Here is a 20,437-nt window from a genome sequence, read left to right on the forward strand (position 1 = left end):
TATGGCAAAGAGGTTCCACCCGTTCCCATTCCGAACACGGAAGTTAAGCTCTTTTGCGCCTACGATACTTGGTCATCTCGACCTGGGAAAATTGGTCAATGCCGGCTCTTTTTACTGGGCGCAATCTTTTGGATTGCGCCTTTTGTTTTTCCGTTTGTGGTGCTTACAGGTTTATCCCCACGCCCCGCTTCCGGGCCATTAGCTCAGTTGGTTAGAGCTACCGGCTCATAACCGGTCGGTCCTGGGTTCGAGTCCCCGATGGCCCACCAATTTATGAGAACTGCTGCGTCTGTATTTTGATGCGGCAGTTCTTTTTGCATTAGCGGCTAGTGTGGGGGTAAACTGCGTTCGCCAAAAAAATTTGAAAGCAACCCAGCGGGCGAACAATGTTCGCCCCTACATTGGTACAATCTTACCGGATAACATATGACGCTAACTTGACACCATTCAATTTCCATGCTACAATGAAACTAACAAAAATTCCAGGAGGGAACCAATGAAAGCAATTGTATTTGACATGGACGGTGTGCTCTTTGACACGGAGCGTGTAGGGGATCAGGCGTGGCGGCGTGCGGCTGAGGAGATGGGGTTTGCCGGAATCGACAAGGCGGTGGCTGGTTGTCGGGGACTGAACCGCAGGGATACGGCGGCATTTTTTGCGGCGCATTTCCCGGACTTCGACTATCCGGCGTTTCACCAGCGGAACCATGCCATTATGGCGGAGATGCTGGCGGATGGTATGCCGGTGAAGCCGGGTGCCTATGAGTTGCTAGACTGGCTGAAAGAACAGGAGTGGAAAATCGCACTGGCAACCTCTACTGGACGGGAGAGCACCATGCATCACCTGGAGTCAGCAAAAATGACAGAATATTTTGAAGCAATTATCACAGGGGAACAGGTGGAGCACGGCAAGCCGGATCCGGAAATTTATGAGACGGCGTGCCGGGAACTGGGCACCGAGCCGGCGCTTACCTATGCGGTGGAGGATTCGCCCAACGGGATCCGCAGCGCTTCCGGGGCGAAAATGCGTGTCATTATGGTGCCGGATCAGATTGCGCCCAATCTGGAACTGCGGCAGATGGTCGTGACGGTGCAGAAAACGTTGCTGGATGTGCGGCAGTTTTTGGAAAAGTTTGGGGAGTGATGTGGCTATTTGCGCAAAACAATTTGTTGAATTTTGTGAAATTTAACTATTGACAAGTTTATAAAAATCACATATAATATAATTAATGGTTGATTCGATTTTTTTCGACACTCCGATGTAAAAATAACTGTGTGGAATTTGTTTGTTTTATCAATTGACAAATTCGATGAAATAGGGTATGCTATAATTACAAAGTAAGTATTGCGCAGTACAAAAAAACAAGGAGGTCAATCAATATGATTCAGTCGAAAAAATGGAAATGTCTGGTGTCAGGTGTAATAGCAGTTGGTTTTGTTGCTGTGGGTTCTTTGCAGTATACCGATTATGTGTTGGCAGCGGAAGAGGCTGGGAATGCGGAGATTGCATATGTTGATGATGCGTTAAGTGCATATCTTAGTGATACTCAATATGCGTCTATGGAAGATGTTTCTCTAAGTGATGCGATTCCTTTTTACAATTTCGAAGACGGCACTGAATATGCGTGTGAATACATCACCTACTATGGTGATGATGTAATTGGTTTGCTGTACTTAGAACAGATTGAGGGTAATTTTTATTCATCGTTTAGAAGTGGAGATTTTACTGTAGTTCAAGAAGCATACGAAGATGGTGATGAAGTTGCATTAGGTCGTTACAATGATGAAACATTGATTTACGATGGTTCTTCATTCTATGGTGTTGATTCATCAGAAGTTGTAAATGCAAATGAAATTGAAACTTCCAACATTTCATTGAACTCGTTAGACCAGACACATGACAATATCGCAAATTCATTTTCATCAACAGGTCTTTCGGCAAGTTGCCCTGTGGAAGTTGTCCCAAATGTGAGTATCAATGGCGGTCTTTGTTGGGCAGCTGCAATAGCAGCCAAATATAATTATATGAATGGCTTGTATGAAGGTGATGGTGGATATGTCGATGCTGTTGATGTAAATCAAACAGTAATTAATGCAACTGGTGCATCATCAACGGTACCATTAGGATATCCTGTTTATATAAAACAAGGGTTGAGATGTTATGGCTTATTAGATTCGTATGTGGGTTCAAGCCATAGTTCCATTTCTGATGTTACAGCCACAAGGGCAACAATGACTACAACAGAGTTATTTACCGAATTATATTGGGATAATCCTGTTCTTATTACTATGAGTGGCTCTGGTGGTAAACATCTTATGATTATTAGTGGTGTGTCGTGTGGGACGGGAAATACTGCGATTTATACGGTTGTTGATTCGAATTTTCCAGAACCTGTTGAGGTGCTATATAATAATGCAACATCTTCTACAGGTGATGGCTTTGTTTATGCAGCTGAAGGTACACCACAATATAGTGCTTATGGTAACAAGTCATTTACACGATGGTGCGATACTTACTCGTATGTGTTTGCACCTGGAACCTGAATTTATACTAGAAAGGATGATTTTTATGAAAGGAACAAAAAGGATAATATCAATGGTGACTGCATTTGCATTGACAATCAGCGCCACAAGCGCCATGACAGTATTTGCAGAAACCAACCTCGCAGATTATCCCCAATGCGTCAGCGATTCTCAAAAGGAACTGGTGGAAGCGTCCATTGCAGGGTATTTCACTTCCTGGCGGTATGAATTTGACGGCGAACTGACTGCAAAAGAAGATTACACATACAGTGATTATTATGCAGTTTATGGATTCCAGACAATGGAACAAGTGGATACTGCAATCGTTCTGGTGCGCCAGAATGCGGAATGGATCGGGTACTTTTCTGCGCAGATGGATACCGATGAAAATGGCGATGTCTATCCGGCAACCTATTACAGCGGCGTGAATTCTGTGCTGGTGGATGCTGTGGATAACAACAAGGATTTTTTGTTGGGAACAAATCATGATTCTGAGTCCTGCTATTGGGTAAACAATATGTTCCGCTCCCAGATGATCTATGTGGACGGAATGACCTATGACTGGGGCTGGGATCAGGTAGTCGGCGGAGACCCCTCTACTTTGGAATATGTGCTTTATTATGAAACCTCGATAGAAGGACCGATTACGACAACTGCTACTCCCGAAGAAACTGACACAACGACTGCTACTCCTGTCGGCGGTACAGCGGTGGGCGACATCAACCTGGACGGCAAAGTAGACATTACTGACGCTGTACTCATGACCAAAATGGCAAACGGCAGTGTGAGCCTCAGCGACAGTCAGTTTGCCGTGGCAGACTGCAACAGTGACGGCGAATTCGGTGCTGAGGATGCCCTTACATTGCTGAAATTTCTGGTGCATCTGGTAGGCACCCTGCCTTATACCGGCTGAGAAGCGGAACGAATGTTGTTTTGAAAATTACAACACTTGATCTATGGAGCGGAGCAGATCTTCGGAGATGCTCCGCTTTACTTTGTAAATAAAGTGTAAACAATCTGGATTTTCGCTTGACGAACTTAGCAGACGTGTTATAATAGTGTTAGCACTTAAATAAAGAGAGTGCTAATAGCGCATTCTCTTGCAACATTGCAGAAAGGAGTCGTGCCCGGTGGGGCACGGAGAAAAAGAGATGGAACAGAAACAATTTCAGGCAGAGTCCAAGCGTCTGCTGGACATGATGATTCATTCGATCTATACCCATAAGGAGATTTTCCTCCGGGAGCTGATCTCCAACGCCAGCGATGCCATTGACAAGCTGTATTTCCGCTCCTTGACGGATGACAGCGTGGGCATGAACAAGTCCGATTTCGGCATTCGCCTTGCCATTGACAAGGATGCCCGGACGCTGACCATTACGGATAACGGCATCGGTATGACCAAGGCGGAAATGGAAGAGCACCTGGGTACCATTGCAAACAGCGGTTCTCTCCAGTTCAAGAAGGAGAACAGCCTGTCCGATGACAACCAGATCATTGGTCAGTTCGGCGTAGGCTTCTACTCTGCATTTATGGTGGCAAAGCGTGTGACCGTGAAGTCCCTGGCATTCGGCGAGACACAGGGCTATGAATGGCAGTCCGAGGGCGTTGAGGGCTATACCATGGATACCTGCGACAAGGATACCGTGGGTACGGAAATTATCCTGGAGCTGCTGGACGATGTGGACGCTGACGAGGACGGCAATGGCGGTGAGAATTACAGCGAATTCCTCGACCAGTACCGTATCCAGAGCCTGGTAAAGCGGTATAGCGATTATATCCGCTTCCCCATTACAATGGATATGACAAAGAGCCGCAAGAAAGAGGATTCCGACGAGTATGAGGATTACATCGAAAACGTTACCCTCAACAGCATGGTTCCTCTGTGGCACAAGAATAAGAACGAGATCGGCGAGGAAGAGTATAACAGCTTCTATAAAGATAAGTGCGGCGACTATACCGATCCCCTGTGTCATATGCACGTGCGCAACGAGGGGACTATTACCTATGATGCACTGCTGTACATTCCGTCCCATGCACCGTTCAATTATTACAGCAAGGACTATGAAAAAGGCTTGCAGCTGTACGCAAACGGCGTGCTGATCATGGATCGCTGCGAGGATCTGCTGCCGGATTATTTCAGCTTTGTCAAGGGTCTGGTGGATTCCGAGGATCTGTCTCTGAATATTTCCCGAGAAATGTTACAGCATGATGCCCAGCTGCGCCAGATCGCACGGAGCATTGAGCGTACCATTAAGAACGAACTGAAGCGCATGATGAAGAACGACCGGGAGAAGTACGAGCAGTTCTACCAGTCCTTCGGTCTCCAGCTGAAGTACGGCATCTATTCCGATTATGGTATGCACAAGGAGCTGCTTCAGGATCTGCTGCTGTTCCCGTCGTCCAAGGACGGCAAGCTGACTTCCCTTCAGGAGTACATTGACCGGATGCCGGAGGGTCAGGATAAGATCTACTATGCAACCGGCGAGAGCGTTGCTCGTATTGAACTGCTGCCCCAGACAGAACAGGTGAAGGAAAAGGGCTATGAGATCCTGTACTTTACCGAAAATGTGGATGAGTTCGCTATCCGCATGATGCAGAATTATCAGGAAAAGGAATTCCAGTCGGTACTGGACAGCAATCTGGATCTGGAGACAGAGGAAGAGAAAAAGGAACTGGAAGAAAAGCAGGAATCCAGCAAGGATATGCTGGAGGCAGTTCAGAAGGCACTGGACGGCAAGGTCGGCAGCGTCAAGCTGTCCGGTCGGCTGAAATCCCATCCGGTCTGCCTGTCCAGCCAGGGCGATCTGTCCATGGAAATGGCAAAGACCCTGAACGCAATGCCGGGCAGCGAGGGTGAAAAGCTGAAAGCCAATACAGTATTGGAGATCAATCCGGAGCACGCCATTTACCAGACTCTGATGGATCTGCAGGCGTCCGGTTCCGACAAGATGGACGACTATGCAAAGCTGCTGTATGATCAGGCACTGCTCATTGCAGGTATGCCCATTGAGGATCCGGTGGCATTCTCCAACCGGATCTGCGATCTGATGTAATGCTGATTCATTGAAAAAGAGAAGATAGATTATAGATCACCGCCGCGGAGGGAGACTTTTGCGGCGGTGGTTTTTTTGTAAGGCAAAGGGAAAAGGGTGTAAAAAATCCCCGCAGAGTGGCAGCTCTGCGGGGATTCGTCTTTGTGAACCTGTTTGGAGATACTTACATTTCATTCTTATTATACCCTAATTCGAAGGAATTGTCAAGAGCTATTTTAAGGATTCACGGAAATCAATTTTTGTAAAATATGGATTATTGTAGGGGCGACCATTGGTCGCCCGTTGCGGTTTGCCTGGATTTTTGGCGGGCGAACAATGTTCGCCCCTACATAAAATGATTCATTTCACAGCATATAATTTAAAAATTGATTTCCGTGCGGCGGATTCACGGAAATCGTCTTAACAGATAAAAACAGTCCGCCCTCTACAATGTCCTATGGGTAAATCCTATGGGGCATTTGCTATTTTTCCGGCTGTTCCGGGGACTGCATCGGATTCCGTGTCAGCTCCAGGTCGGACAGGAGCACTTGCTCCTCGCAGCGGCATTGGAATGCTTTCAGACGTGACAGCTCCTGTTCCAGCACCTGTATGGTGTGCGTCAGCTTTCGCTGGGACGCATAGTATAACTCTTCATAATCTGTCATAGGGGTTCTCCCAAATTACATTTTGCAGCATGTTACGGCATAGCACTATAAATGTGTCTATATTATTATTGAAACGTATTATTTCATACGAAATACTGTTCTTATTTTGTAAAATCCCTTGCGAAAAAAATGGGAGTATGCTATAATAAGGATAGTTGCATAGGACAAAAGGGCTATCCTCTCTGCTTTTGAAACCGCCTGGAAACAATATGGCAGATGCCGAACGCCGGGATGCAGAGAAAAAACCACAGACCCGTAAAAGGCAGGCAGATCTGTCCGTACAGATTCAGGGGCATATTGCTGTAATCCCAGACGTGCCAGTCCATGACCATGTTGTCGAATACACCTACGGTGAATTCCAGGGCTGTGATCAGGAGCGCACCGCAGAGACATTGTAGCAGTAGCGTTCGGGGCGGTGCGGCGGCATGGAGCAGATACAGCGCTACGGCTGCCACGCCGCCGGTGAGCGCCATGGTCCAGTGGGTAAAGCCCCGGAAGAGAATTTCCAGCATACTGTAGACAAAACAGCCCAGCAGAAAAAACCAGCACAGTTCATAGGGTTTGGCGTGCATTGGTGTCACCTCTCTCTGAGAGAATTTTTACATGTGAAATGCATAATGGGACGGGAGGTCCGGGCGAACCATATTCGTCCCTACATTGCTTCTCTTATCCTGTGCAGAGGAACGAAAAATATACAGGCGGCAAAAAATGCTGTCTATTCTAAGGAGGAATCATGATCCATGCGAAAAAGCGGAATTTTAATGCATATCTCCAGTCTGCCCTCAGATTTTGGTATCGGCAAGCTGGGGGATGCGGCATATGTGTTTGCTGATTTTCTGGCAGAGTGCGGTGTCCAGGTATGGCAGATCCTGCCCCTGTCACCCACCAGCTATGGGGATTCTCCGTACCAGTCTTTTTCGGTACACGCCGGAAATCCCTATTTTATTGACTTCCAACGGCTGGAACGGGCAGGCTATCTGGCACCGCCCGACTACAGCGGCATCACCTGGGGGGATGACCCTCGGCGAGTGGATTACGCCCGGGTGTATACCTATTGTTTCCATGTGCTCCGCACAGCATTTTCCCGGTTTAAGCAGACAGACGAGGATTATCAGGTATTCTGCAAGACCCATGCTTCGTGGCTGCCGGAATATGCCCTGTTTATGGCATTGAAAGATGCCCATCACGGAAAGCCCTGGAATCAGTGGGAAGAACCCCTTGCCATGCGTGAGGAAAAGGCGCTGGAGCAGGCAAGAGAAAAATACGCTGAGGATATCGCCTTTTACAGCGTACTGCAATACTGGTTCTATCAGCAGTGGGATGCGCTGAAAGCATACTGTAACCAGAAGGGCATCTCCATTGTGGGAGATATTCCCATTTACGTGGCGTATGACAGCGTAGAGGTCTGGTCTCAGCCGGAATTGTTCCAGCTGGATGAGGAGCATGTGCCCACCGCAGTGGCGGGATGTCCACCGGATGTCTTTTCTCCCACAGGACAGCTCTGGGGCAATCCCCTGTATGACTGGGAATATCACAAGAAAACCAAATTCGCCTGGTGGACAGAGCGGCTCAGAAGTGCGGCAACGCTTTATGATACCGTGCGTATCGACCACTTCCGGGGCTTTGAGAGCTATTACGCCGTGCCCTATGGCAAGACCACTGCTGAAGTGGGCGAGTGGCTCCCCGGACCGGGAATGGCGCTGTTTGATGCAGTGAAAAAGGAACTGGGAGAAATCTCCATCATTGCCGAGGATCTGGGCTTTGTGACTCCGGAAGTGCGCAAGCTCCTGGAGGACTGCGGCTATCCGGGCATGAAAGTCACCCAGTTTGCCTTTGACGGCGACCCCAAGAGCGACTATCTGCCCCAGAATTATGCTACCACAAATTGTGTTGCCTATACGGGCACCCATGACAATATGACCCTGCGGGGATGGATCCACGGTTCGCCGGCAAAGACCATTGCCTTTGCAAAGCGCTATCTCCACTGTCGGAATACCGTGGATCTGCCGGCGGAAATGCTCCGGATCACCTGGAGCAGTACGGCAAAGCTTGCTGTGGCACAGATGCAGGATTTCCTGGATGCAGGTACGGAGGGACGTATGAATACGCCGTCTACTACCGGGGGCAACTGGCAGTACCGCACTGTGACCAGCGACTTTACGCCGCGGCTTGCAAAGCGGATCTATCAGCTCAATGAATTATACAACCGGCTTCCGGAGGACCCGAAGCCGAAGAGAATCAAAAAAGCAGCACGGAAGGCTGCAATTACAGGAAAAAGGGAGAAGAAATCATGATGACAAAGGAACAGATGAAGAACGGCATTTGCAGTGCACTCCACGGCGTGGATCCCAAAACCGCAACACCCCAGCAGCTGCACCAGGCACTGGGCGAGACGGTTATGGCTGCCATCGCAGAGGACTGGACAAAGAGTACCAAGGCCCACGAAGCATCACGCCGTGCCTGCTATTTTTCCATGGAATTTCTGGTGGGACGTGCCGTTTATAACAACCTGCTGGTGCTGGATGTGATGAAAGAAGCCGAGGCGGCATTTGCAGAGCTGGGCGTTTCGCTGGCAGATCTGGAAGTCATTGAAGATGCTGCGCTGGGCAACGGCGGTCTGGGACGGCTTGCGGCTTGTTTTCTGGACAGCGCCGCTACATTGAATCTGCCTTTGGACGGCTATGGCATCCGCTATAAATACGGTCTGTTCAAGCAGTACTTCGAGGACGGCTTCCAGAAGGAAGTCCCAGATGATTGGATGAAATACGGCGATGCCTGGTCGGTGCGCCGGGAAGAGGACGCAGTTCTGGTAAAATACAACGGCCAGACCGTCCGTGCCGTGCCCTATGACATGCCCATTATCGGCTGCAAGACAAGTCACATCGGCACGCTGCGTCTGTGGCAGGCAGAACCGGTACAGACCTTTGACTTCGATCTGTTCAACCGCCAGAAGTATCTGGAGGCAGCGGCCGAAACGGTTTATGCTGAGGATATCTCCCGTGTGCTGTATCCCAATGACGACACCTGGGAGGGAAAGAAACTCCGCCTGAAACAACAGTATTTCTTCTGTTCTGCATCCTTGCAGAACATCCTGAAAAAGCATAAGGCAACCTATGGTACCCTGGATAATCTGGCAGACAAGCTGGCAGTGCAGCTGAACGATACACACCCGGTAATTTCTATCCCGGAGCTGATTCGTCTGCTGACAATGCCGGAAAACGGTTACACCTTTGAGCAGGCGTTCGCTATGGCGCAGAAGATTTTCCACTACACCAACCACACCGTTATGCCGGAGGCACTGGAGAAGTGGGACTGCCACCTGGTGGAGGAACTGCTGCCGGAGGTCTATGCCATTATCCTTCGTATTCAGGAGCAGTTCATGAACGATATGTACCGCCTGGGCGTGGCGAAGGAGAAGCGGGATGCCATGAAGCTGGTACAGAACGGTATGGTACACATGGCGCACATGGCTGTCTATGTGGGTGCACATACCAACGGTGTTGCAGCGATTCATACGGAAATTCTGAAGGATTCCGTGCTGAAAGACTGGTACAGCATTTATCCGGAACGGTTCCAGAACAAGACCAACGGCATCACCCAGCGCCGGTGGCTGGCACTGTGCAATCCGGAACTGTCTGCCCTGCTGACAGAGCTTTGCGGTTCTGACGAGTGGAAAGTCAATCTGGATGCCCTGAAGCCCCTGGCAAAATATGCAGACGACAAGGCAGTGCTGGAGCGTTTCGTCTCCATCAAGCAGACCAAAAAGGAACAGCTGGCAGCCTATATTGCCAAGGCAGAGGGTGTGGAGATCGACCCGGCGTCCATCTTTGATATCCAGATCAAGCGTCTCCATGAATACAAGCGGCAGCTGCTCAATGCGTTCTCCATCCTGTATATTTACTTCGGACTGAAGGACGGCAGCATCAAGGACTTTACGCCTACCACATTCCTGTTCGGCGCAAAGTCTGCGCCGGGCTATCGCCGGGCAAAGGCGATCATCAAGTTTATCCACGAGGTGGGCAAGCTGGTTTCCTCTGACCCGGAGGTTTCTGACAAGCTGAAAGTGGTCTTTGTGTCCAACTATAATGTTTCCTATGCAGAAAAGCTGGTGGCTGGGGCAGATGTTTCCGAGCAGATCTCCACTGCCGGCACAGAAGCATCTGGTACGGGTAACATGAAGCTGATGCTCAACGGTGCTGTGACACTGGGTACCTATGACGGTGCAAATATTGAGATCGTCCAGGAGGCAGGCGAGGAGAACAACTATATCTTCGGCGCAAGAGTGGAGGATCTGGAAAAGATCGTGCCTACCTACGACAGCCGGAAGATCTTTGCCGAAAATGAAAAGATCCGCCGGGTCGTAGAGACGCTCATTGACGGTACATTCTCTGACGGCGGCAGCGGTGATTTCCGGGAACTGTATTATGCATTGCTGGACGGCGCAAGCTGGCACGCACCGGATCACTATTATCTGCTGGGCGATCTGGAATCCTACGTGGAGGCAAAGCTCCGCTGCAATCAGGATTACTGTGACCGCACGGCATTTGCTAAGAAGCAGTGGCTCAATGTATGCAATGCCGGAAAGTTCAGCTCCGACAGAACCATTGCGGATTACGCAGAAAATATCTGGGATATTCAGGCGGTGGAGGTCTGAAAATAACCCCTGTAGTACGTTGTTCCCCTGGCCTCCTCTGAAAGGAGAGGGGGACGCCGAAGGCGGTGGAGGGCACTGCCTATGATAAAAAAGAACAGGAGGAAAACCACATGGGTTCTTGGATCGCATTTTTGCTGTTTAGCTTGTTTGCCGCAGCAGATACGGTGTTTGCTGTGAAGCTTTTTGGAAAAAAGCCGTGGCGCTTTCTGCTGGCAGGAAACGCAGTGACGCCGGACGGAAATCGGCTCTATGCCATGGAACAATGGCAGCGTGCCGCCGGTGCACTGTGTACCGCTTATGCCATTGCATTTGCCGTTGCGGCAGTGATGACGGCAGTGACCCAGCTGGGCGGTTTGCTGTCGGATACCTTTATGGCGGCGGCATTGTATCTGCATGGGGCTGTGCTGGTGCTTTCTGCGGCAGTATTCCTGGCTTATGTGGATTCCACCTGTCAGAACGTATCTGCGTATTCTGAAGTGTTGTCAAAAGAAGACGCCGCCATTGGGGAAAAGGAGACGGTATGAACAAGAAATTCCTGGGACTTTGCTGCGCAGCAGCACTATTTGGCACAGCACTCCCTGTATGGGCTGCTTTTGCAGAGACACCGGCAGAGCCTGTGGCAGTTTTGTCCGCCCATCTGCTGGGAAAAGGCGGTGCTGACCGTTCCTATGACCAGAACGGCGATGGTATCCTCAACGGCTTTGATCTGGCACTGGCACGGCAGGCGGCTGTGACCACGCAAACGGATACTACAGAAACCACGGCAGAAACCACAACGGAAACTACGACAGAGATAACCACAGAAACCACAGCGGAAACTACCGAAGAAACAACGGTGACAACAACTACACCCCAAGGGGCAGTGCGGCTTGTGGAAGTATCGGATACCGACCAACTGCTCCAGGCGCTGGCGGATGCCCAGCCGGGCGATGATATTGTCCTGGCGGAGGGTATCTATCAGCTGAGCGAATCTGCCGGACCCAAAGGCTCTCTGTTCTATTCCGGGGCGGAGGGTACGGCGGAACAGCCCATTACCATTCGCAGTGCTGACCCGGAACATCCGGCATTGCTCTGCGGCACGGATGCGGCATCCCATTATGTGCTCTATCTCACCGGGGACTGGTGGCAGGTGCAGGACTTGAAAATCAGCACCGGGCAGAAGGGTATTATGCTGGACAATTCCAATTACAGCCGCATCACACGATGCGAGGTGTATGACATCGGCTCTGAGGGCATTCACTTCCGGGACGACAGCTCCTACTGCACTGCAGAGGACTGCTATGTCCACGACACGGGAACTGTCACGCCGGCATACGGCGAGGCGGTCTATGTGGGCAGTGCCAAAAGTACCTCGGGCTATGGATATTCCTGCGATTACAACACCATTATGGGCTGCCGGTTGGGACCCAATGTGGGTGCGGAGCATGTGGATATCAAGGAATATACCACCGGTACTGTTGTGGCGGAGTGCATCTTTGACGGCACGGGTATGTCTGGGGAAAATTATGCAGACAGCTTTGTGGATATCCAGGGCAATGACTGCGTGATCCGGGATAACGTGGGTTATCGGAACGGCTGCGGGAATATTACGGCTGCGATACAGATGCATGTCCTGGTGGACGGCTGGGGCTTTGACGCCCAGGTCTACGGCAACCGGATGTACATGGATATTGCGGAAAATCCCGGCGGCAGACCCATGTATCTGCTGGATGGCTGGTATAATACCGCAACCGTGTGGGATAACTGGATTGCTTACGAGGACGGCAGTCTGTTTGCGGCGACGGAGGAACAGTATAATTTGGAGCGTTATACCATGCAGTAATGCAAAATAAAAAGCAGTCATGGCGCATTTTCAGGTGCGCTTTGACTGCTTTTGTGTTATGAATAGAATTTGTAGGGCGGCCATTGGTCGCCCGTGTTCCCGGTTGAAAATACAACGATTCCTGTAGGGGAGAACAATGTTCGCCCCTACAGGAATCGTGTCGTTTGCCAGATTATCATAATTCTGCAAAATAGCAATAAACGGAAATAGCCGCCCCGGCGTCCAACTTAGGCGGCTATTTTCATAGCATTTCTAAAATGGGAGCCGACCGCCTTTCGGTGTGCTCTCGTTACTTATATTATACAGGATTGCAAGAGGAATGCTTGAATTTTACTTGCAAATCAAGTGATCTACGAAATTGCAGGGACGAACTGCGTTCGCCTCGAACCTATCCCAATTCTCACACAAACCCTTGCCATCTCTGCCGAAATGTGTTATAATACCAATATACGCTGGTTTACCAAATCGAAAAAATCGGAAAGAGGTACGAAATTATGCGCAATACCACAAGCTATGAAAGTCCGTTCTGCACTCGCTATGCCAGCGAGGAAATGCAGCATGTTTTCTCCGCAGATAAGAAATTCACCACCTGGCGCCGTCTCTGGGTGGCACTTGCACGTGCCGAGATGGAGTTGGGTCTGCCGGTGACACAGGCACAGGTGGACGAGCTGGAAGCCAATATCGACAACATTGACTATGACGTTGCCGAAGCAGAGGAAAAACGCCGCCGCCATGACGTAATGTCCCACGTATACGCCTATGGTCAGGTTTGCCCGGGTGCAAAGGGCATCATCCACCTGGGTGCAACTTCCTGCTATGTAGGCGATAACACGGATATTATCGTGATGCGTGACGCCATGCAGATCGTCCGCCGGAAGCTCATCAATGTTCTGGCAAATCTGTCGAAGTTCGCCCTGACATACAAGGACATGCCGGCGCTGGCATATACCCATCTCCAGCCGGCACAGCTGACTACAGTGGGCAAGCGTGCTACCCTGTGGATGAACGAACTGCTCATGGATCTTCAGGAGCTGGAATATCGTATTGACAACCTGAAGTTGCTGGGCTCCAAGGGAACCACCGGCACCCAGGCATCCTTTATGGAACTGTTCGAGGGAGATACCGATAAGGTCAAGACGCTGGAACAGAAAATCGCAGCAGAAATGGGCTTCGACGGCGTTGTGCCGGTTTCCGGTCAGACCTATTCCAGAAAGATCGACTCTCAGATCCTGGCGACTCTCAGCGGCATTGCCCAGTCCTGCAGCAAGTTCTCCAATGACATGCGTCTGCTCCAGAGCTTCAAGGAAATGGAAGAGCCCTTCGAAAAGACCCAGATCGGTTCCTCGGCTATGGCATACAAGCGCAACCCCATGCGCTGTGAGCGTATCACATCCCTGTCACGCTATGTCATGATCGACAGCCTGAACCCGGCATTCACCGCAGGTACCCAGTGGTTTGAGCGTACACTGGACGATTCCGCAAACAAGCGTGTTTCCGTACCGGAGGCATTCCTGGCAGTGGATGCGATCCTGAATATCATGCTGAATGTGACTGATGGTCTGGTGGTTTATCCCAAGATGATCCGCCAGCGCATCATGCGGGAGCTGCCCTTTATGGCAACGGAAAATATCATGATGGATGCCGTAAAGAAGGGCGGCGACCGTCAGGCACTCCACGAGAAGATCCGGGAATATTCCATGATCGCCGGAAAGCACGTAAAGGAAGAGGGTCTGGAGAACGACCTGTGCGATATGATCCTCGCCGACCCCGACTTTATGATTACCAAGGAAGAACTGGACGCCATCCTGCAGCCGGAGAACTTCACCGGACGCAGTTCTCAGCAGACCGAGGAATTCGTAGCAGAGTGCATCCAGCCCATTCTGGATGCCAACAAAGAAATGCTGGGCGAGCATTTTGAGATGAAGAACTGAGTTTTTGCACAGTATAGGTTTTAACCCCTCAGTCACGGCTACGCCGTGCCAGATCCCCTTTCAGGGGAGCCTGATTTGCCTCCCCTGAAAGGGGAGGGGGACCATTGCGCAGCAATGGTGGAGAGGTTATCAGACTGAATTGAAAAGATACAAGTGCCTTTATTTACGGCAGAACCCCACAGAGCTGCAACTCTGTAGGGTTCATTTTTATACGCAGTGCATTCTATTGCAGGTCGGACAGGCATATTTGTGGGATAATTTACCGAAGATCAGAGCTGCAAAAAGCACATCCTTACAGCCCGAAAAAGAAATCGCCTGAAAACTTACGGCAATACCGCACAAAGATTGTGCGTCAGATGTACTCTACGAGCATAAACTATGTCAGATTTTTCGTCAGATGAAACAAAAAGCGCAGTGAATACTTTGTGTATTCACGAGCATTTTTGTGAAATATGACGGAAAATATGCAAGCATATGACGTGCAAAGCCGTCAGGCGCTCTTTGTGCGGTGTTGCCTTACAATATTTTTCAAAAGAATTGTCAAACACATATTGACTATTTCCCGATTTTCGGGTATGATTATACTAAGAGAATATTTGCGGTCGGGCGATCTGCAATGCAATACAGGAGGAACACATATGAAGAAGCAAGGACATCTCGGGGCGCGGGTCTCGGCGTTGCTGCTCAGCGCAGCCATGCTCTGCGGCACAGGCTGCAGCAGCACCGGCGGAGAGGGCAGTACATCCGCAGACTATACCTGGAGCAACGTTGCCATCGGCGGCGGCGGTTATGTCACCGGCATGGAGTATAATCCCAAGGAAGAGGGACTGGTCTATGCCAGAACGGATATCGGCGGTCTGTACCGCCGCCAGAAGGACGGAAACTGGGTGCCTTTGACGGATTTCCTCGGCTCGGACGAGTGGAGCTATATCGGCATTGAGAGCATGGCAACCGACCCGGTGGAACCCAATCGGGTGTATTTCGCCGGCGGTACATATATGAACGATCCGGGCGCACTGTTTGCATCGGAGGACTACGGCGAGACCTGGACACGGTTTGATGCACCTTTCAGCTGCGGCGGCAACCAGTCCGGTCGTGGCTGCGGCGAGCGTATGTCCGTTAATCCTAAAAACAATCAAGAAGTATGGTTCGGCTCCCGGGACAGCGGTCTCTGGAAAACTGAAAATTACGGCGAAAGCTGGGAGGAAGTGACTTCCTTCCCGGTGAAGGGCAACTATAAGCAGGAGAGCAACAGCATCGGTATCATGTGGGTGGAATTCGATCCCACTTCTGAGGATATGTATGTGGGTGTTGCCATGACAGACGGTGTGTGCATCTATAAAACCGCTGACGGCGGCAGTACCTGGACACCTCTGGTGGAAAACGCCAAGGGTATGTACCCCCTCCATGCGGACTTTTCCTCCAATGGAAAACTCTATCTGGCATATTCTGACAACTGCGGCCCCAATATGTCACCCACAGCAGGGGCAGTGTACTGCTATGACCCGGCATCGGACAGCTTTACGGATATCACGCCAAATCTGAATGACGGCAGACAGGGCGGCTTTGGCGGTATTTCGGTGGATGCACAGAATCCCGACACCGTTGTGGTTTCTACCCTGGGCTGGTGGTCGGATAACGGGGATAATCTGTATTATACCACCGACGGCGGCAAGACCTGGAGCGGTTTGTTCAATAACAACACCAGCGAAACGGGCTATCAGATGGACACCGCTGAGGCATCCTGGCTGGACTGGGGACGGGGTGAAAATCAGGCAAAGACCGGATGGTGGGTAGCTGATGTCAACATCAACCCCTTCAATTCTGATGAAGTGATGTACGGCACCGGTGCCACCATTTATTCCACCACCAATATGACAAAAATCGGCACAGAGCCGGTGCGTATTGCCTTTGATGCATACGGGCTTGAGGAGACGGCAGTGTTCAAGATGCTTGCACCGCCGGCAAACGAAAGCGGTGATTCGCCCCAGCTGTATTCCATCATGGGCGACCTCACAGGCTTTGCCCATATGGATGTGACGAAATGCCCGGATGATGCCCACTTTATGAAGAATGGCAAGCCCACAGATCTGGATTGTGCATTTATGGATCCCAATATTGCAGTGTATACCAGCGAAGAAAAGACCACCACCCTGACCTATACCAAGGACGGCGGCAAAGCCTGGGAGTCGGTGAAACACAAGCCCGATCCCGCCAATGGCGGTCAGGTGGCAATGGCGGCAGACGGCAGTTCCTTTATCTGGATTCCAAACAGTATTTCCGGAACGCCTTATGTCACCACGGATTTCGGTGAGACCTGGTATTATGTAGAAGGTCTGGGCTATAATGCAAAGATCACGGCAGACCGTGTGAACCCGAAGATCTATTATGCAACTTGCGATGGGCTGTTCTATGTATCCAAGGACGGCGGTCTGACCTTCGAATCCACGGGACAGATGGTAGCGGATTCTGCAGAGCCGGTCTCTGTTTTTGGAAAGGAAGGCCATGTGTGGCTGTCCAGCAGCACCCTGATCATGTACACGGAGGATGCCGGAGAAAGCTTCCAGACTGTGAAAACACTTCCCACTGTGGACAGCATCGGCTTCGGCAAGGCAAAGGATGAGAAGCATTATCCGGTGATCTATGCAGAGGGCAATGACGGCACAAATGGCTACGGCATTTATAAGTCCGAAGACAAGGGCGAGAGCTGGGTGCGCATCAATGACGACCAGCACCTGTTCGGCAACTTGAATCCCAAGTATATCACCGGCGACAGCAATGTCTATGGCAGAGTGTATTTTGCCACAGACGGGCGCGGAATTGTAATGGGTGATATTGCCAAGTGAGAACGAGACGCTATGGAAAATATATTCTGCGCTGGATCGTGACCCTGACATTGCTGGTGTGCATTGTTGTGGGAGTGATAGTAGGCGGCAGGCTGCTGCACATTTTTCTCACCAGTACCGGGCGGCAGGCACCGGATGTGCCGGACGAGGAGACCTATCCGGTGCGCGGTGTGGATGTGTCCTATTACCAGGGCAATGTGGACTGGGATGCTCTGGTGTCCCAGGGGATCACCTTTGCATTCATCAAGGCGACAGAGGGTATCGACCACTGTGACACCCAGTTTTTGCTGAACTGGGAGAGCGCAAAAGATGCACCGGTCTATGTAGGCGCATATCACTTTTTCCGGTTTGAGGACAGCGGTGCGGAACAGGCAGAGAATTTCATCCGCACAGTGCCGGTGACGGAAAACACCCTGCCGCCTGTCATTGATGTGGAACTATATCCGTCCCTGGAGACGGAACCGGACAAGGATACCACACGGGAGAACTTGCAGGAAATGCTGGACTTGCTGGAGGAACACTACGGCGTGAAGCCCATTCTCTATGCGGCGCCCAACACATACCGCAATTATGTGCGGTATTTCGCTGATGATTACCCCATCTGGCTCAGCAACTATTATTATGAGCCATATTCTGACTGGACATTCTGGCAGTACACGGATTCCGGTATGCTGGAGGGCTATGACGGCTATCAGACACATATTGATTTAAATGTGTATCGGGGCAGCCTGGAGGAATTCCGGGAGATGTTCGGGTTGAGGGCGTTTTGACGGAGAAAGTCACGGTGGATGAGTGATAATACCAACAGAAAGGATAACGGATATGATTGAACCGATTTTTCTACAGGGCATCTGCAAGGACTATCTCTGGGGCGGAAATCGTCTGCGGGAGGAGTTCGGAAAGGTGAGCGATGCCGATAAAATTGCAGAAAGCTGGGAACTGGCGTGCCACAAGGACGGCAGCAGCATTCTGCGCTCCGGTGCAGATGCCGGACTGGATCTACAGGAATATGTAGACAAACACGGCACAGCTTTTCTCGGTACAAACTGCGCCGGATGCGATACCGTTCCAGTGCTCATCAAGCTCATTGACGCCAAGCAGGATCTGTCCATCCAGGTGCATCCAGACGATGCCTATGCCATGGCGGCAGAGGGCGAGCCGGGCAAGACGGAAATGTGGTATATTGTGGACTGTATGCCAGGTGCGGCGCTGTATTATGGCGTGAATCAGAATGTCTCCAAGGAAGAATTTGCCCGGCGTATCGAAAACCAGACCCTGACGGAAATTCTCAACCGGGTGGAAGTGAAGCCCGGTGAATTGTACTTTATCCCATCCGGCACCCTTCATGCCATCGGCGCAGGCATCCTGCTGGCAGAGATCCAGCAGAATTCCAACACGACTTACCGGGTGTATGACTACGGCAGACGAGGTGCAGACGGCAAGCTGCGGCCGCTGCATGTGGAAAAGGCGCTGGATGTCACAAATCTCTGTCCCACGGCACCCACGGTGCAGTATCCGGAACAGAATATTTCCGGCGGTACGGTGCGAAAACTGGAGGCGTGCGATTATTTCGCCTCAGATGTGGTAAATGTGTCGGAAACAGCGGCATTTTTCGTAGGGGAAGAGACATTCCACCATTTGTTGGTGCTGACTGGCGAAGGGGTTCTGAAAACGGCTTCCGGTACAGCGAAAATCAGCAAAGGTGACAGCGTACTGTTCCCGGCATGCCTGGGGAAATATGAGGTTACGGGGAATTGTCAGTTTATCGTGACGAGAATGGACAAGCCTGTCCGTTTGAAATAAAAGGAGGAATATGACTTATGAAGTATTACATTGGAATTGATCTGGGCGGAACGAATATCGTTGCCGGCGTGGTAAACGAGAACTATGAGATTCTCACAAAGGCAAGCGTCAAGACCAATCTGCCCCGTCCGGCAGAGGAGATCGCCGCAGATATGGCAAAGGTTTCTCAGGAGGCTGTGGAAAAGGCTGGTCTGACCATGGATCAGATTGAGTGGATCGGCGTGGGCACACCCGGCGTGGCAAACAGCGCTACAGGCATTATCGAGTATTCCAACAACCTGGGATTCCACAATACGCCCATGGTGAAGTATCTGGAAACAGCACTGGGCAAGCCCACTTTCATTGAAAATGATGCCAATGCGGCAGCTTACGGCGAATATGTTGCCGGTGCAGCAAAGGGCGCAAAGAATGCAGTCTGCATTACACTGGGCACTGGTGTAGGCGGCGGTATTGTCATTGACGGCAAGATCTACAGCGGTTCCAACTTCGGCGGCGCTGAGATTGGTCATACGGTGATCGCTGTGGACGGCCCTCAGTGTACCTGCGGCAGAAAGGGCTGCTTCGAGGTATTCTCTTCCGCAACCGGTCTGGTTCGCATGACCAAGGAAGCACTGGCAGCAAATCCGGACAGCGCCATGAAGAACGAGGAGCGTATTTCTGCACGGACAGCCTTCAACTACATGCGTGCCGGCGATGCAACAGCAAAGCAGGTAGTGGACGATTACATCAAGTATCTGGCAGCCGGCATCACCAATACCATCAACATCTTCCAGCCGGATGTACTTTGCATTGGCGGCGGCGTGTGCAACGAGGGCGACCCGCTGCTGGTTCCCATGAAGGAAATCGTAAAGCGTGAAGTCTACACCCGGAATTCCGAGAAGAATACGGAAATCGTTATTGCAGAACTGGGCAATGACGCTGGTATCATCGGTGCAGCATTCCTGGGCAATGCACAGGAATAAGCGACATACAATTTTTCAAAAACAACTGCTGCTGACAGTGGAAATCCATGCCGTCCGTGCGTGGGAAACTGCCGTTTTGCAGCAGTTTTTTGTATGTCTCAGATTTTGTGACATTTTTTGTGAAGTGCATTTGGAATTAACATGGTGCACAATTTCAGATGGTGGCATTTGTTCAATTTGCTGTTTTACCCAAAAAGTA

Annotated in this window: 15 protein-coding genes, 1 tRNA gene and 1 rRNA gene; 15 read left to right on the forward strand and 2 right to left on the reverse strand. The window is 50.8% G+C overall.

Annotated elements, in window-relative coordinates; all coding sequences use genetic code 11:
• The 6 genes from rrf to htpG form a co-directional block, all read left to right on the forward strand.
• Window positions 1–107, forward strand: a 5S ribosomal RNA gene (rrf, locus tag Q0418_RS08085); the annotation flags it as partial.
• An 85-nt stretch (window positions 108–192) separates the two neighbouring features.
• A tRNA-Ile gene (locus Q0418_RS08090) sits at window positions 193–269 on the forward strand.
• Window positions 270–496: 227 nt separating this feature from the next.
• Entirely contained in the window at window positions 497–1,144 is a 648-nt protein-coding gene (locus Q0418_RS08095; RefSeq protein WP_298483632.1) for an HAD family phosphatase, read from the forward strand.
• A gap of 236 nt (window positions 1,145–1,380) precedes the next feature.
• A complete protein-coding gene (locus Q0418_RS08100) occupies window positions 1,381–2,544 on the forward strand; it encodes a hypothetical protein (protein WP_298483633.1) in 1,164 nt (387 codons plus the stop codon).
• Window positions 2,545–2,569: 25 nt separating this feature from the next.
• Window positions 2,570–3,436, forward strand: coding sequence for a dockerin type I repeat-containing protein (locus Q0418_RS08105; protein WP_298483634.1), 867 nt, complete (start codon window positions 2,570–2,572; stop codon window positions 3,434–3,436).
• Between the two features lie 238 nt (window positions 3,437–3,674).
• A complete protein-coding gene (htpG, locus tag Q0418_RS08110) occupies window positions 3,675–5,576 on the forward strand; it encodes a molecular chaperone HtpG (RefSeq protein ID WP_298483635.1) in 1,902 nt (633 codons plus the stop codon).
• 461 nt (window positions 5,577–6,037) lie between these two features.
• On the opposite strand, the gene Q0418_RS08115 is transcribed toward htpG, so the two are convergent.
• Both Q0418_RS08115 and Q0418_RS08120 read right to left on the reverse strand, forming a co-directional pair.
• Window positions 6,038–6,220, reverse strand: a complete 183-nt coding sequence (locus tag Q0418_RS08115) for a hypothetical protein (protein WP_298483636.1) — start codon at window positions 6,218–6,220, stop codon at window positions 6,038–6,040.
• 173 nt (window positions 6,221–6,393) lie between these two features.
• Window positions 6,394–6,792, reverse strand: a complete 399-nt coding sequence (locus tag Q0418_RS08120) for a putative ABC transporter permease (RefSeq protein WP_298483637.1) — start codon at window positions 6,790–6,792, stop codon at window positions 6,394–6,396.
• A 168-nt stretch (window positions 6,793–6,960) separates the two neighbouring features.
• Between Q0418_RS08120 and malQ the strand changes: the two genes are divergently transcribed.
• The 9 genes from malQ to Q0418_RS08165 all read left to right on the forward strand — a co-directional run bounded on the left by malQ (window position 6,961) and on the right by Q0418_RS08165 (window position 20,238).
• Entirely contained in the window at window positions 6,961–8,514 is a 1,554-nt protein-coding gene (gene malQ, locus Q0418_RS08125) for a 4-alpha-glucanotransferase (RefSeq protein ID WP_298483638.1), read from the forward strand.
• A gap of 14 nt (window positions 8,515–8,528) precedes the next feature.
• A complete protein-coding gene (locus Q0418_RS08130) occupies window positions 8,529–10,874 on the forward strand; it encodes a glycogen/starch/alpha-glucan phosphorylase (RefSeq protein WP_298483672.1) in 2,346 nt (781 codons plus the stop codon).
• A gap of 110 nt (window positions 10,875–10,984) precedes the next feature.
• Window positions 10,985–11,398 (forward strand): hypothetical protein, encoded by a 414-nt coding sequence (locus tag Q0418_RS08135; protein WP_298483639.1) that lies wholly within the window; start codon window positions 10,985–10,987, stop codon window positions 11,396–11,398.
• Window positions 11,395–12,696 (forward strand): right-handed parallel beta-helix repeat-containing protein, encoded by a 1,302-nt coding sequence (locus tag Q0418_RS08140; RefSeq protein ID WP_298483640.1) that lies wholly within the window; start codon window positions 11,395–11,397, stop codon window positions 12,694–12,696. Before Q0418_RS08135 ends, Q0418_RS08140 begins: the two co-directional genes overlap by 4 nt.
• Before the next feature lie 494 nt (window positions 12,697–13,190).
• Window positions 13,191–14,627 (forward strand): adenylosuccinate lyase, encoded by a 1,437-nt coding sequence (purB, locus tag Q0418_RS08145; protein WP_298483641.1) that lies wholly within the window; start codon window positions 13,191–13,193, stop codon window positions 14,625–14,627.
• Window positions 14,628–15,265: 638 nt separating this feature from the next.
• Window positions 15,266–17,473, forward strand: a complete 2,208-nt coding sequence (locus tag Q0418_RS08150; RefSeq protein ID WP_298483642.1) for a cellulose-binding protein — start codon at window positions 15,266–15,268, stop codon at window positions 17,471–17,473.
• The gene (locus tag Q0418_RS08155) at window positions 17,470–18,243 is read left to right on the forward strand and encodes a GH25 family lysozyme (RefSeq protein WP_298483643.1); all 774 of its coding nucleotides are present in this window, start codon (window positions 17,470–17,472) and stop codon (window positions 18,241–18,243) included. Before Q0418_RS08150 ends, Q0418_RS08155 begins: the two co-directional genes overlap by 4 nt.
• A 52-nt stretch (window positions 18,244–18,295) precedes the next feature.
• A complete protein-coding gene (locus Q0418_RS08160) occupies window positions 18,296–19,276 on the forward strand; it encodes a type I phosphomannose isomerase catalytic subunit (protein ID WP_298483644.1) in 981 nt (326 codons plus the stop codon).
• A gap of 17 nt (window positions 19,277–19,293) precedes the next feature.
• On the forward strand, window positions 19,294–20,238 hold the full coding sequence (locus Q0418_RS08165) for an ROK family protein (protein WP_298483645.1): 945 nt from the start codon (window positions 19,294–19,296) through the stop codon (window positions 20,236–20,238).
• Window positions 20,239–20,437 lie beyond the last annotated feature (199 nt).

The organism is uncultured Ruminococcus sp. (assembly GCF_937915125.1).
Taxonomy (GTDB): Bacteria; Bacillota; Clostridia; order Oscillospirales; family Ruminococcaceae; genus Ruminococcus_C.

Excerpts from the sequence above, each read along its gene's own strand:
- purB (WP_298483641.1), top strand. The coding sequence starts at position 13,191 with ATGCGCAATACCACAAGCTATGAAAGTCCGTTCTGCACTCGCTATGCC.
- Q0418_RS08120 (WP_298483637.1), bottom strand. The coding sequence starts at position 6,792 with ATGCACGCCAAACCCTATGAACTGTGCTGGTTTTTTCTGCTGGGCTGT.
- Q0418_RS08160 (WP_298483644.1), top strand. The coding sequence starts at position 18,296 with ATGATTGAACCGATTTTTCTACAGGGCATCTGCAAGGACTATCTCTGG.
- Q0418_RS08130 (WP_298483672.1), top strand. The coding sequence starts at position 8,529 with ATGAAGAACGGCATTTGCAGTGCACTCCACGGCGTGGATCCCAAAACC.
- htpG (WP_298483635.1), top strand. The coding sequence starts at position 3,675 with ATGGAACAGAAACAATTTCAGGCAGAGTCCAAGCGTCTGCTGGACATG.
- Q0418_RS08100 (WP_298483633.1), top strand. The coding sequence starts at position 1,381 with ATGATTCAGTCGAAAAAATGGAAATGTCTGGTGTCAGGTGTAATAGCA.
- Q0418_RS08150 (WP_298483642.1), top strand. The coding sequence starts at position 15,266 with ATGAAGAAGCAAGGACATCTCGGGGCGCGGGTCTCGGCGTTGCTGCTC.
- malQ (WP_298483638.1), top strand. The coding sequence starts at position 6,961 with ATGCGAAAAAGCGGAATTTTAATGCATATCTCCAGTCTGCCCTCAGAT.
- Q0418_RS08135 (WP_298483639.1), top strand. The coding sequence starts at position 10,985 with ATGGGTTCTTGGATCGCATTTTTGCTGTTTAGCTTGTTTGCCGCAGCA.
- Q0418_RS08105 (WP_298483634.1), top strand. The coding sequence starts at position 2,570 with ATGAAAGGAACAAAAAGGATAATATCAATGGTGACTGCATTTGCATTG.
- Q0418_RS08115 (WP_298483636.1), bottom strand. The coding sequence starts at position 6,220 with ATGACAGATTATGAAGAGTTATACTATGCGTCCCAGCGAAAGCTGACG.
- Q0418_RS08140 (WP_298483640.1), top strand. The coding sequence starts at position 11,395 with ATGAACAAGAAATTCCTGGGACTTTGCTGCGCAGCAGCACTATTTGGC.
- Q0418_RS08165 (WP_298483645.1), top strand. The coding sequence starts at position 19,294 with ATGAAGTATTACATTGGAATTGATCTGGGCGGAACGAATATCGTTGCC.
- Q0418_RS08095 (WP_298483632.1), top strand. The coding sequence starts at position 497 with ATGAAAGCAATTGTATTTGACATGGACGGTGTGCTCTTTGACACGGAG.